Source organism: Pseudomonas sp. NBRC 111139, from assembly GCF_001753955.1.
Classification (GTDB): Bacteria; Pseudomonadota; Gammaproteobacteria; order Pseudomonadales; family Pseudomonadaceae; genus Aquipseudomonas; species Aquipseudomonas alloputida.
Genome location: NZ_BCBP01000052.1, coordinates 1 through 12,847, shown reverse-complemented (window position 1 = coordinate 12,847; position 12,847 = coordinate 1). Strand labels below are relative to the sequence as shown.

The following is a 12,847-nucleotide window of genomic DNA, read 5'->3' as shown; positions in this document are numbered from 1 at the left end:
GCCGGGCATGTTCCGACCCAAACTGTTGTTCACCAGCCTCGCCGCACTCGCCCTCGGTGCCTGCTCGCCACAAGACCCGCAAGCAGTGACCTCCGCCGCCATCGCCAACCAGGTGATCCTGCCTACCTACAGCCGCTGGGTCGAAGCCGACCGTACGCTGGCTGCCAGTGCCCTGGCCTATTGCGAAGGCAAGGAAAGCCTGGACAAAGCCCGCGCCGACTTCCTCAATGCACAAAAAGCCTGGGCCGAGCTGCAACCGCTACTGGTCGGCCCGCTGGCTGAAGGCAACCGCGCCTGGCAGGTCCAATTCTGGCCTGACAAGAAAAACCTGGTCGGCCGTCAGGTCGAGCAGCTGGTCAACGGCGACAAGCCGGTTGATGCTGAGGCTTTGGGCAAGTCCAGCGTAGTGGTACGTGGCTTGTCGGCCTATGAGTACATCCTGTTCGACAGCAAGCCGGACATCGCCACTGCCGAACAGAAAGCCCGCTACTGCCCGCTGCTGGTGGCCATCGGCGCACATCAGAAAGCCCTGGCAGAGGAGATTCTCAAAGGTTGGAACAGCACCGACGGCATGCTCTCGCAGTTGACCAAGTTCCCCAACCAGCGCTACGCCGACTCCCACGAGGCTATCGCCGATCTGCTGCGCGCCCAGGTGACCGCCCTGGACACCCTGAAGAAGAAGCTCGGCGCACCGATGGGCCGTCAGAGCAAGGGCATTCCGCAGCCGCTGCAGGCCGAGGCCTGGCGCAGCCACAACTCGATGAACAGCCTGCAGGCCAGCCTCAAGGCCGCCGAAGCTGTCTGGGTCGGGGTAGACAACAAGGGCCTGCGCGGCCTGTTGCCCAGCGATCAGAAAGCGCTGGTGGACAAGATCGACGCCGCCTACGCTACTTCGCTCAAGTTGCTTGCCGACAACCAGAAAACGCTCGGTGAGCTGCTGGCCGACGACACCGGTCAGCAAACCCTCAACCAGATCTACGACAGCTTGAACGTCGTCCACCGCCTGCACGAAGGCGATCTTGCCAAGGCGCTGAACATCCAGCTGGGCTTCAATGCCAACGACGGTGACTGATCATGCTGCGACGCCAGGCACTCAAACTCGGTAGCGTATTGCTCAGTGCCCTCACCTTGGGCGGCTGGAGCCTGTTCCGCAACAAAGGCAGCGAACCCTTGCTGCTCTCGGCGCGTGACAACGGCAACGGCCAGCACTTTGCCGTAGGTTTTCGCCTGGACGGCACACAGGTGTTCAGCACCCAGGTCGCTCAGCGTTGCCATGCCATCATCCACCACCCCGAGCTGCCCATCGCCCTGTTCGTCGCCCGGCGCCCAGGCACCGAAAGCTACCTGATCGACCTGCGTGACGGGCGCCTGCTGCAAACAGTAACCTCGCAGCCGAACCGGCACTTCTATGGCCACGCCGTCGTGCACAAAGGCGGCGAATGGCTGTATGCCACCGAGAACGACACCACCGACCCCGGGCGCGGCGTACTTGGCGTGTACCGTTTCGAAGGCGAACGCCTGGTGCACACCGGTGAGATCCCGACCCACGGTATCGGCCCGCACGAGGTTGCCTGGCTGCCTGACGGTGAAACGCTGGTCGTGGCCAACGGCGGTATCCGTACCGAAGCCGAAAGCCGTGTCGAGATGAACCTCGACGCCATGCAACCGAGCCTGGTGCTGATGCAGCGCGACGGCACCCTGCTGAGCAAGGAAACCCTGACCCAGCAGATGAACAGCGTGCGACACCTGGCAGTGGCCAGCGATGGCACCATCGCCGCCTGCCAGCAGTTCATGGGCGATGCCGATGAAACTGCCGAGCTGCTGGCGATCAAGCGCCCGGGCGAGCCATTCAAGGCCTTCCCGGTGCCGGAGCGGCAACTGCAAGCCATGGCCCAATACACCGCAAGCGTTGCCATCCACAGCGAGCTGCGGCTGGTGGCGCTGACGGCACCGCGGGCCAACCGCCTGTTCGTCTGGGACCTGGACAGCGGCGCGGTGCGGCTGGATGCCCCGATGCCCGACTGCGCAGGCGTTGGCGCGGTGAAGGACGGCTTTGTCGTCACCTCCGGGCAGGGCCGCTGCCGGTTCTACGATTGCCGCAAGGCCGAACTGGTCGGGCAACCGATGAACCTGCCGTCCGGCTTCTGGGACAACCACCTGCATCTCGTCTGATTGTTCTGTTGCACTCACTGGCCTTCTCGCAGCTAAAGCCGATCCCACAGGGTTCTACACAGTCCCTGTAGGAGCGGCTTTAGCCGCGAAAAGGCCGGCACAGGCATTTCACCCCCCCATCTCCGGAAAAACAGTCAATACTTCCCCCATCCACACGTGGGCAGGATCGCCCGTTGTCGTGTAGAAGCGAATAACAACTGCATCCAAGGAACCGGACCTATGCTGCGCCGCCGCATGCTCATCATGTTGGCCGTGGTTCTGCTGATCGTGCTGGCCCTGGGGGGTTACAAAGCCTTCTCGATCTACCAGCAGATCCAGATGTTCACTGCCCCCAAGCCCCCTATCACCGTGGCGGCTGCTATGGCTGAACAGCGCCCGTGGCAAGAGCGCCTGCCCGCTGTCGGCAGCCTCAAGGCGCTGCAGGGTGTGGATCTGAGCCTGGAGGTGGAAGGCATCGTCAAATCCCTGCACTTCGATTCAGGCCAGCAGGTCAAGGCCGGGCAACTGCTCTTGCAGCTCAACGACGATCAGGAAACAGCCCTGCTCGGTACCGCCCTGGCCGACCTGGGCCTGGCCAAGGTCGACTTCGGCCGTGGCAGCCAGCTGGTGGGCGATTCGGCCATCTCCCGCGGCGAGTTCGACCGCCTTTCCTCCCAGTACCGGCGCAACCAGGCAGTGGTCGAGCAGCTTAAGGCGCAGAAGATCAAGAAACGCATCAATGCACCTTTCAGCGGCACCATCGGCATCCGCCAGGTGGACATCGGCCAGTACCTGGCCGCCGGGGCTGTGATCGCCACCCTGCAAGACACGTCCAGCCTGTACGTAGACTTCAACGTGCCGGAACAGGCCCTGCCACGCCTGAGCCTGGGCCAGCAGGTGCTGGTGCAAGTGGCCGCCTACCCCGGCCAGCGCTTCCCCGCCAGCCTTAGCGCCATCAACCCCAAGGTCGAGGAAACCACGCGCAACCTGCTGGTACGTGCCACCATGGCCAACCCCGACGGCAAACTGCTGCCAGGCATGTTCGCCAGCCTGTTGATCCTGCTGCCCAACCCGCAGCCACAAGTGGTGGTGCCGGAAAGCGCCATTACCTACACCCTGTATGGCAACTCGGTGTATGTCGCCTCACCGAAAAAGGACAAGGACGGCAAGCCGGAGTACGACGACAAGGGCCAACCCCAGCTGGTCGCCGAACAGCGCACGGTAAAGACTGGCGAGCGCCGAGACGGCGTGGTTGTAGTCAGCGAAGGCCTGCAGGCCGGGGAACAGGTAGTCACCGCCGGGCAGCTGAAACTCACACCCGGTGCCGCGATACGCATTGGCCAGGACAACGCCCTCAAGCCCGAACCGGGCGCAGCGGCCAAGGACTGACAGGAGGCTGGCATGGCGTTCACCGACCCGTTCATTCGCCGCCCGGTGCTGGCCAGCGTGGTCAGCCTGCTGATTCTGCTGCTCGGCTTCCAGGCCTGGAACAAGCTGCAGATCCGCCAGTACCCGCAAATGGAAAACGCCCTGATCACGGTCACCACCGCCTACCCCGGGGCTAACGCCGAAACCATTCAGGGCTATATCACCCAGCCATTGCAGCAAAGCCTGGCCAGCGCCGAAGGCATTGACTACATGACCTCGGTGAGCCGGCAGAACTTCTCGATCATTTCCATTTACGCGCGCGTTGGCGCCGACAGCGACCGGCTGTTCACCGAGCTGCTGGCCAAGGCCAATGAGGTGCGTAACAAGCTTCCCCAGGACTCAGAAGACCCGGTACTGAGCAAGGAATCTGCCGACGCCTCGGCGCTGATGTACGTCAGCTTCTACAGCAAGGAAATGAGCAACCCGCAGATCACCGACTACCTGTCACGTGTGATCCAGCCCAAGCTGGCCACTTTGCCGGGCATGGCCGAGGCGGAGATCCTCGGCAACCAGGTGTTCGCCATGCGCCTTTGGCTGGACCCGGTGAAGCTGGCCGGTTTCGGCCTTTCGGCTACCGACGTGACCAATGCCGTACGCCGCTACAACTTCCTTTCCGCCGCTGGCGAGGTGAAAGGCGAATACGTGGTCACCAGCGTCAACGCCAGCACCGAGCTGAAGTCGGCCGAGGCGTTCGCCGCCCTGCCGCTCAAGACCAGCGGTGACAGCCGCGTGCTGCTGGGCGATGTGGCGCGGGTCGAGATGGGCGCAGAAAACTACGACACGGTCAGCTCGTTCGACGGCACCCCGTCGGTCTATATCGGCATCAAGGCCACCCCGGCCGCCAACCCACTGGATGTCATCAAGGAAGTGCGGCGCATCATGCCTGAGCTGGAAAGCCAGCTGCCGTCGGCATTGAAAGTGTCGATTGCCTACGACGCCACGCGGTTCATCCAGGCCTCGATCGACGAAGTGATCAAGACCTTGGGCGAAGCGGTGCTGATCGTCATCGTCGTGGTGTTCCTGTTCCTTGGCGCCCTGCGCTCGGTACTGATTCCGGTGGTGACCATACCGCTGTCGATGATCGGTGTACTGTTCTTCATGCAGATGATGGGCTACTCGCTCAACCTGCTGACCCTGCTCGCCATGGTGCTGGCCATCGGCCTGGTCGTGGACGATGCCATTGTGGTGGTGGAAAACATTCACCGGCACATGGAAGAAGGCAAGTCGCCGTTCGACGCAGCCTTGGAAGGCGCGCGCGAAATTGCCATGCCAGTGGTGTCCATGACCATCACCCTTGCTGCCGTGTATGCACCGATCGGCTTCCTCACCGGGCTCACCGGCGCGCTGTTCAAGGAGTTTGCCCTGACGCTGGCCGGGGCGGTGGTCATTTCCGGTATCGTTGCCCTGACGCTGTCACCAATGATGTGCGCCCTGCTGCTGCGCCGGGAGCAGAACCCGAGCGGCCTGGCCCACCGCCTCGACCAGCTGTTCGAACGCCTGAAAGGGCGCTACCAGCGCGTGCTGCACGCCACCCTCGACAGCCGGCCGGTGGTGCTGGTGTTTGCCGTGATCATCCTGTGCCTGATCCCGGTGCTGCTCAAATTCACCCAGAACGAACTGGCACCCAACGAGGACCAGGGGGTGATTTTCATGATGAGCAGCTCGCCTCAACCGGCCAACCTCGACTACCTCAACGCCTACACCGACCAGTTCACACCGCTGTTCAAGGCCTTCCCCGAGTATTACTCGTCGTTTCAGATCAACGGCTTCAACGGCGTGCAGACTGGTATCGGTGGTTTTTTGCTCAAGCCCTGGAACGAGCGCGAACGCACACAGATGGAGCTACTGCCGCTGGTGCAGGCCAAACTCATGGAAATCAGCGGGCTGCAGATCTTCGGCTTCAACCTGCCGTCGTTGCCCGGCACTGGCGAGGGCTTGCCATTCCAGTTTGTGATCAATACCGCTGGCGACTACCCGGCACTGCTGGACGTGGCCCAGCGCATCAAGACGCGCGCTCAGGCATCGGGCAAGTTCGCCTTCCTCGATATCGATCTTGCCTTCGACAAGCCCGAAGTGGTGGTGGACATCGACCGGGCAAAGGCGGCGCAGATGGGGGTGTCGATGGACACCCTCGGCGGCACCCTGGCGACCCTGCTGGGCGAGGCGGAAATCAACCGCTTCACCCTTGAAGGCCGCAGTTACAAGGTGATCGCCCAGGTTGAACGGCCTTACCGCGACAACCCCGGCTGGCTGAACAATTACTACGTGAAGAACGAGCAGGGCCAGTTGTTGCCGCTGTCGACCCTGATCACCCTCACCGACCGCGCTCGCCCACGCCAGCTCAACCAGTTCCAGCAACTGAACGCTGCGATCATCCAGGGCGTCCCCATGGTCAGCCTGGGCGAGGCACTGAAGACCGTGCAGGACATCGCTCGCGAAGAGGCCCCGGAGGGCTTTGCCTTCGACTACGCCGGCGTGGCCCGCCAGTATGTGCAGGAAGGCAGCGCATTGTGGGTCACCTTCGGCCTGGCGCTGGCGATCATTTTCCTCGTGCTGGCTGCACAGTTCGAAAGCTTCCGCGACCCGTTGGTGATTCTGGTGACCGTGCCGTTGTCCATCTGTGGCGCGCTTTTGCCGCTGTTCCTGGGTGTGTCGAGCATGAATATCTACACCCAGGTCGGGCTGGTGACATTGATCGGGCTTATCAGCAAGCACGGAATCCTGATCGTCGAGTTCGCCAATCAGCTACGCGATGAGCGTGGCCTGAGTGTGCGCGAAGCGATCGAGGAAGCAGCGGCCATTCGCCTGCGGCCGGTGCTGATGACCACTGCGGCTATGGTGTTCGGCATGGTGCCGCTGATTCTGGCAACCGGGGCGGGAGCAGTAAGCCGGTTTGACATCGGTATGGTGATTGCCACCGGGATGTCGATTGGCACGCTGTTTACCTTGTTTGTGTTGCCGTGCGTCTACACCCTGCTGGCGCACAAGGCGAGCGCCAAGGCACCTGCAATCGCTTGAACCAACCTGTGGGAGCGGGCTTGCCCGCGAAGAGGCCGGCAACGCAGACGCAAAAAGCCAAAGGCCCCGCAATCGCGAGGCCTCTGGCTTTTTCAGCTAACGCAGGGTTCATCCAAATGGCCGCAACCCTTGACGCAGGCCAAACAGGAACAGCAAAAGGTCCTGGTCCGGCTCGCTCTGGGCCTGCTGCTGCGGTTTTGCATGCCGCGGCAACGCGCACTGGTCTGCCATCTCAGCCTTGCTGAATACGGTCGGCCTCGGCTCTTCCCAGGCAGCCACCGCCACGGTGGTCACCGCCAGGCCAGCTACCAGGAACAAAGCTCGAGCAATTTCTAGTTTCATTACTCTAACCCTTTGACAGCGCTGCCAAACGCCATCTTGTAAAAGTAGAGCAGTGTCTGCCATTCCGCGTCATTGAGCGACGAATGGCGGCGTAGCTGACGCAGGTCATTGCCGGCCGCCCGCTGGCAGCTGATACGCCGCCTGCACTTTTCCAGGTCCAGCAGCGCCACTTCGACGCGGGCCTGCTCGCCCTCGCCGATTACCTTGATAAATACGTGCTTGCCGTACAGGCAGCCGTGCTGCCAGTGCCCCAGGTGCATCCGCGCCAGGTTGTCCGCCAGGTCCTTGAGCATGCGCTCATGCACCACCTGCGGGTAACGCTCGCGGGCACCTTCGGCATGCCAGGTGTCGAGTTCGACAAAACCGTCCAGCGCTTCGCTGACCAGCAGCGCGCGCCACTGGTGCTCGGCATCACGCTGTGCGCCACAGAAGACGATGCGCGGCACACGCACGCCCAACTGCTCGAAACTGTTCAGCGCATCGAGTTCACGCAACACGGTCGGCCGACCAAAAGGGTGCAACAGGCTGCGGTAGATATGCCCGACCTGGCGTTTGGCATACAACAGCTTGCCATCGGCATCGTTAAGGCGTTGCACGCCACTCTCGCCGCCGCGGCGCTGGTTAGGCTCCTCGACCCACTCGCCTTGCTGGCGCCAGTAAAAATCGAACTGCGCTTCCCCTTTATGGGCTACAGCCATCAAACACTACCCCTTACGCAATACATAGACCCGCCACATGGCATAGAACGGCAGGAAGTCCAGGCGTTCCTGGATTCTGAAGCCGGCGGCCCTGAATTCTTCTTCGACCGTTTCGGCAGGTAACACGAAACGGTTCTGGTAATTATCCTGTTCGGCCTTGGCGCTACGGCGCTGCTCCAGCTTTTTCCGGCGCCAGGCCTTGAAGTTGCCATCCACCCACAGTGACAGGATCACGCTATCACGGCTAACCCGTTGAAATTCCGAAAGAATGGTCTTTCTGTGCGCTGCCTCGCCAATGTGATGGAACAGGCGCATGCAGAAAATGCTGTCCACGGCGTTATCTGGCAGGTCGATGGCAAATGCCGAAGTCTGCAAAGGCCGTACCCGTGCCACCACTTCTGGCGGTTGCGCCGCACAGGCGGTCTCGATCATGGCCTCGGAGTTGTCGGCACCGATGATTACCCGATTGGGCTTTTCCGCCAACAGCGGCCAGAAACGGCCCGCTCCGCATGGCAGGTCCAGTACCAAACCAGGCTCGCCCGCCAATGCCAGGGCGCGGCGCGCCAACTGCTCATCTCGCTTGTGGGAAAGGCGTCGCGCCAGGCCGTCCTGGTGCTTGAGAAAGTACTCGCGCGCATGGTCTTTGTCGTACTTCTCGGAAAATTCAAGCTTGATGGGGCTACGCATTGGACATCTCCTGACTCCATTGCGCCCACATTAGGTATGCAAGCGTTGGAATCAGGTCATGCCAATGTGAAAAAAACGTTGAACACCATTTGACCTGATACAAGACATTACTCGGCCAGGGCGTCCGGGTCGCCTTTGGCCACGGTGTTGCTCAGGTCCACCTGGAAGCGGCAGCCATGCGGCAAGGTGGATGTCAGGGTGACACGCCAACCCTGGTCGTCACAGATCCGCTGCACCAGCGAAAGCCCTAGCCCCAGGCCCTCGCCACGCCGTTCATCGCCGCGCACGAACGGCCTGAACATGGCCTCACGCTGCTCTTCGGGGATACCCACGCCGCTGTCTTCTACGCTGAAACCGTTGGCTTCCAGGCTCAGGCGGATATACCCACTGTCGGTGTAGTGCGCCGCATTGCGCAGCAGGTTGCCCATCACCGACTGCAGGAAGGTGGCGTTGTACAGCACAGGGCTAGCGCTCACGCGGCCATCGAAATACAAGGTGAGGCCTTTCTGTTCGATGGTGTCGCGCCACACCCCGATGAGCTCGTCGGCCACTTCGCGCAGGGTCGCCCGTGACGCCACTGCCCCCTCATCACGCTGCGCGCGGGCCAACATAAGGAAGGTCTTGACCAGCTCGCGCATTTCTTCGGTGGCCCGCGCCACGCGCTCCACCTGGCTACGCGCACGGGCATCGAGGCCGGGGTTTTCCATCAGAAGCTCACACGAGGTCGCCAACACCATCAACGGCGTGCGCAGCTCGTGGCTGACGTCGCTGGTGAACAGCCGCTCGCGGGTCAGCGCATCACGCAGGCGGCCCAGGGTGTCGTCGAAAGCCACCGCAAGCTGGCCGACTTCGTCCGCCGCATAATCCGGAGCCAGCGGCGGGGCCAGGCCCAGTAGTTGATCGCGGTGGCGCACCTGACGCGCCAGGCGGATGACCGGTGCCATTACCCGACGTGCAACCAGCCAGCCAAGGATGACCGCCAACACCAGGCTGAGCACGAAGCCCACCACAACCACGGCAAACAGTACGCGCTCGCGCTCCTCGAAGTCGCTCTGGTCCTGCAGCAGTACATAACGGCGACCATCGACGATCTCAACCATGGCGTGGTAGGACAGCTGGTCTCGGAACACTTCGTGGAAACCGCGGTCGAGGTGCCGCAGGTCCTTGGGCAGCTCGAAGTCGTCACGCCCGCCGCTGAAATAGAACAGCTGGTCTGGGCGAGGCCGATGACTCCAGTCACTGACGCTGTCCATACGCAGCAGGCGCTGCAGGTCACCGCCCAGTACCGAGGAAATCAGTCGCTCTTCGACCAGGTGCACCGTGCCAACGATACCGAATGCGAAGGCCCCGGCCACCAGCGCACTCATCAGGGCAAAGGCGATGATGATGCGCTGGGCAAGGCTTTGCTTAAACTCCATCGCGGCCCTCGGCGAGGCGATAGCCGACGCCATGGACGGTATGCAGCAACGGTTTTTCAAACGGTTTGTCGATCACCTGGCGCAACTGATGCACATGGCTGCGCAGGCTGTCGCTATCGGGGCAGTCATCGCCCCACAAGGCTTCTTCCAGCACCTCGCGGCGCAGTACGTGCGGGCTTTTCTGCATCAGTACCGCCAGCAGCTTGAGGCCGACCGGGTTAAGCTTCAGCAGGCGCCCCTGGCGGGTTACCTCAAGGGTATCGAGGTCGTAGCTCAGGTCAGCCACCTGGAGGGTGCGGCGCCCACCGCCCTGGGCACGGCGCAGCACCGCTTCGATGCGCGCCGCCAGCTCCGACAGAGCAAATGGCTTGAGCAGGTAGTCGTCAGCCCCAGAGCGGAAGCCCTGCAGGCGGTCGTCCAGCTGGTCACGGGCAGTGAGCATGATCACCGGCGTGTCACGGCGGGCATCTTCACGCAAGCGCTTGCACAGGGTGTAGCCATCGATGCCTGGCAGCATGATGTCGAGTACGATCAGGTCGTAGTGTTCGGTGGCGGCCAAATGCAGCCCGGACAGGCCATCCTGGGCACAGTCGACGGTGTAGCCTTTCATGCCCAGGTAATCGGCCAGGTTGGCCAGAATATCGCGGTTGTCTTCAACCAAAAGAATGCGCATCGGTTTCTCCTGTGCGGCGCTCTTCGCTGTGGTGCGCGGCAGGCGCAGCTTAAGGCCTATGCCTGCACGGTGCCAGCCCTGGGGAAAATTCACCGCACTTGACGGTTTTTTCACTGATCCTTCACGGACACAGGATAGCGGGCGGCCGACAATACCCGATCTTTTTCGCGCCCTGGAGCCGTCATGCAGCAACGCACCTCCCCTCGCCCGATCAACTATTGGCTGTACCTGGGAATTCCCCTGGCGACTGCGCTGGCCTTGATCCTGCTGGAGCTGACTTCAGTCGACATGGATGTCGCCAACCTGTTCTTCGACCCCGCTGCCGGGCAGTTCATTGGCCGCCACAGTTACCTGCTGGAAAACATCCTGCATGACCGGGTCAAGCAAGTGGTGATCCTGTTGGGGGTGATATCGCTGCTGACCTTTGCCGCGAGCTTTTTCTGGAAGCGCCTGTTTGGCTGGCGCCGTGAACTGGGCTGCCTGGCGCTGGCACTGGGCTTGTCCACGGCGTTTGTCACACCGCTGAAAAAAGTCACCCAGGTGCAGTGCCCTTGGAGCCTGACCCAGTTTGGCGGCACCGAAACCTACAGCAAGCTGCTGGAACCACGGCCGCCTACCGACAAGCCTGGCCTGTGCTGGCCGGGCGGGCATGCAGCGACCGGTTTCTGCCTGTTCGCCTTGTTCTTCATGCTGCGTGATCGCAAGCCGCGCCTGGCGCGGGTGGCGTTTGCAGTGGCCTTGATAGCAGGGTCGGTACTGTCGGTGGGCAGGATGATGCAGGGGGCGCACTTCCTGTCGCACAATATGTGGACGGCAGTGTTCTGCTGGTTGATCGGATTGGGGTCGTATTACCTGGTTCTCTATCGGCGGGGGCTGGCCGAGGTACCCGTCGCCGAGCGCAGCGCCGCATGAAAGAGGGGCCGCTTTGCGGCCCTTCGCACTTCAAGGCGACCCTCAGGCATGCTCGACGAACACATCAGCAAACACCTGCCCCCGCGGTACCCCTGCCATGAACATCCGCCGGGCAAACCGCTCGACACTCGCCGGTGCCCCACACAGCAGCGCCACCGTCTGGCGCGACAACAGCCGCATCCCGGCCAACGCTTCATCCACATGCTCCACCAGCACCAGCTCGACACTCACCCCGGGCAGCTTCAGCAGCTTCTCCGCCAGATAGTGCCCAGCCGGATCCCGCGCCACATGCACCACCCGGATTTCGCCCCGATGCCCCCGGCGCAACGCTTCGCGCAAGATACCCCAGAGCGGCGCCAGCCCGGTTCCCGCAGCCAGCAACCACAGCGGCCGCTCCTGCCAATCAGGGTCGTAATGAAGGGCTCCGCCTCTGAACTCCCCCAAACGCATCTGATCGCCGACCTGCAGACCACGCGCCTTGTCGCAAAAGGCACCAGGCCGCTGGCAATCGATATGAAACTCGAGAAAATCATCCTCACCCGGCAGGCTGGCCAAGGAATAAGGCCGAGCAACCGCGCCTAGCCACAGCACCACGTGCTGCCCTGCCTGGTAACGCACCACCCGATCGGGGCGCAACCGCAGGCGCAATACATCGCCAAACCAGTCCAACGCACAGACCTGTGCCGGTACACCACCCAGCAAGGGGTCGTATAGCGCCACACGCAGGTCCTCGACCACCCGGCACTGGCAAGCCAGGCGCCAGCCCTGGGCGTGTTTCTCCAATGCCAATGCCTCGGGCAATGCGTCTGCCGGTTGCCCGTCCAGGCAGTGCACCAGGCAGGCGTGGCAACTGCCGGCGCGGCAACTGTAAGGCACATTAAGCCCCGCCTCGTTGAGGGCATCGAGCAGGTTGCTGCCAATGGGCACAGTCCAACGGCGCAAGCCCACATAGATTATGGGCATGATTACAGTTTCTCCAAAACAAGGAACCTGACGGCGGGTTTCATGGCGAATGTACCACAGCGACGGCAGAATTATTTTTTACAATCAACGAATTGAGTGTCAACTGACAAATTTGACAGTTTAACCTTGATGGTTAACACATCACGCTGGGATCTCCTCAAGCGTGGAGGTACCCATCATGAAATTCACATCTATAAAGTCAGAACTATTAGACCCTAGCTACGGCGAACAAGGCATTGTTCATCCAGACCCGGACGTGGTGGCAATAAACGCCTCAATAGTCTCAGTCAAACATGATAAATGGCGCCTGTGCGTGGGGGAGACCCGTATTGGCGAGGCGATGGGTTATGCGCTCATGCGCATAGACCACAACGGGAAACTGGATACTACGTTTGGCAAAGGCGGCTTGGCTACCGGAACCTTCAAAGAGGGCTTCAACTCTACAGCCGGAGGCATTCATCTGCACGGCGAGCACATCATCATCACAGGCCTCTACCACGACCCATCGACCAACTTGCATTTTCCGGCGCTGGCTCGTTTCACTGCGAACGGGCAGT

Annotated in this window: 11 protein-coding genes and 1 pseudogene; 6 read left to right on the top strand and 6 right to left on the bottom strand. The window is 61.9% G+C overall.

What is annotated here, in order from left to right:
• Positions 1 to 7: 7 nt before the first annotated feature.
• The 4 genes from BJQ17_RS20590 (at position 8) to BJQ17_RS20575 (ending at position 6,597) form a co-directional block, all read left to right on the top strand.
• The gene (locus tag BJQ17_RS20590) at positions 8 to 1,072 is read left to right on the top strand and encodes an imelysin family protein (RefSeq protein ID WP_070096574.1); all 1,065 of its coding nucleotides are present in this window, start codon (positions 8 to 10) and stop codon (positions 1,070 to 1,072) included.
• Between the two features lie 2 nt (positions 1,073 to 1,074).
• On the top strand, positions 1,075 to 2,172 hold the full coding sequence (locus BJQ17_RS20585; RefSeq protein ID WP_004574444.1) for a DUF1513 domain-containing protein: 1,098 nt from the start codon (positions 1,075 to 1,077) through the stop codon (positions 2,170 to 2,172).
• 219 nt (positions 2,173 to 2,391) lie between these two features.
• Positions 2,392 to 3,540, top strand: a complete 1,149-nt coding sequence (locus tag BJQ17_RS20580; protein ID WP_003255202.1) for an efflux RND transporter periplasmic adaptor subunit — start codon at positions 2,392 to 2,394, stop codon at positions 3,538 to 3,540.
• 12 nt (positions 3,541 to 3,552) lie between these two features.
• The gene (locus tag BJQ17_RS20575; RefSeq protein ID WP_070096573.1) at positions 3,553 to 6,597 is read left to right on the top strand and encodes a multidrug efflux RND transporter permease subunit; all 3,045 of its coding nucleotides are present in this window, start codon (positions 3,553 to 3,555) and stop codon (positions 6,595 to 6,597) included.
• A gap of 108 nt (positions 6,598 to 6,705) precedes the next feature.
• Here BJQ17_RS20575 and BJQ17_RS20570 read toward each other — a convergent pair whose 3' ends face one another.
• The 5 genes from BJQ17_RS20570 to colR all read right to left on the bottom strand — a co-directional run bounded on the left by BJQ17_RS20570 (position 6,706) and on the right by colR (position 10,415).
• Entirely contained in the window at positions 6,706 to 6,939 is a 234-nt protein-coding gene (locus BJQ17_RS20570; protein ID WP_070096572.1) for a hypothetical protein, read from the bottom strand.
• Complete coding sequence (locus tag BJQ17_RS20565) at positions 6,939 to 7,637, bottom strand: lipopolysaccharide kinase InaA family protein (RefSeq protein ID WP_004574440.1); 699 nt, start codon at positions 7,635 to 7,637, stop codon at positions 6,939 to 6,941. The genes BJQ17_RS20570 and BJQ17_RS20565 overlap by 1 nt, the downstream gene beginning before the upstream one ends.
• A gap of 6 nt (positions 7,638 to 7,643) precedes the next feature.
• Positions 7,644 to 8,324, bottom strand: coding sequence for a class I SAM-dependent methyltransferase (locus BJQ17_RS20560; protein ID WP_003255211.1), 681 nt, complete (start codon positions 8,322 to 8,324; stop codon positions 7,644 to 7,646).
• Between the two features lie 107 nt (positions 8,325 to 8,431).
• Positions 8,432 to 9,742 carry a HAMP domain-containing sensor histidine kinase gene (locus BJQ17_RS20555; protein WP_003255212.1) on the bottom strand — a complete coding sequence of 437 codons (1,311 nt, stop codon included), beginning with the start codon at positions 9,740 to 9,742 and terminating at the stop codon, positions 8,432 to 8,434.
• Positions 9,732 to 10,415: a two-component system response regulator ColR gene (gene colR, locus BJQ17_RS20550; RefSeq protein ID WP_003255215.1), complete on the bottom strand. Its 684-nt coding sequence runs from the start codon at positions 10,413 to 10,415 to the stop codon at positions 9,732 to 9,734. Before colR ends, BJQ17_RS20555 begins: the two co-directional genes overlap by 11 nt.
• 183 nt (positions 10,416 to 10,598) lie before the next feature.
• On the opposite strand from colR, the gene BJQ17_RS20545 reads away from it, so the two are divergent.
• A complete protein-coding gene (locus BJQ17_RS20545; protein WP_019750537.1) occupies positions 10,599 to 11,327 on the top strand; it encodes a phosphatase PAP2 family protein in 729 nt (242 codons plus the stop codon).
• A gap of 42 nt (positions 11,328 to 11,369) precedes the next feature.
• Here the strand turns inward: BJQ17_RS20545 and BJQ17_RS20540 are convergent, their stop codons facing one another.
• Positions 11,370 to 12,290, bottom strand: coding sequence for an iron-sulfur-binding ferredoxin reductase (locus tag BJQ17_RS20540; protein WP_003255227.1), 921 nt, complete (start codon positions 12,288 to 12,290; stop codon positions 11,370 to 11,372).
• Positions 12,291 to 12,468: 178 nt separating this feature from the next.
• On the opposite strand from BJQ17_RS20540, the pseudogene BJQ17_RS20535 reads away from it, so the two are divergent.
• Positions 12,469 to 12,847, top strand: a pseudogene (locus tag BJQ17_RS20535) (hypothetical protein); the annotation flags it as partial.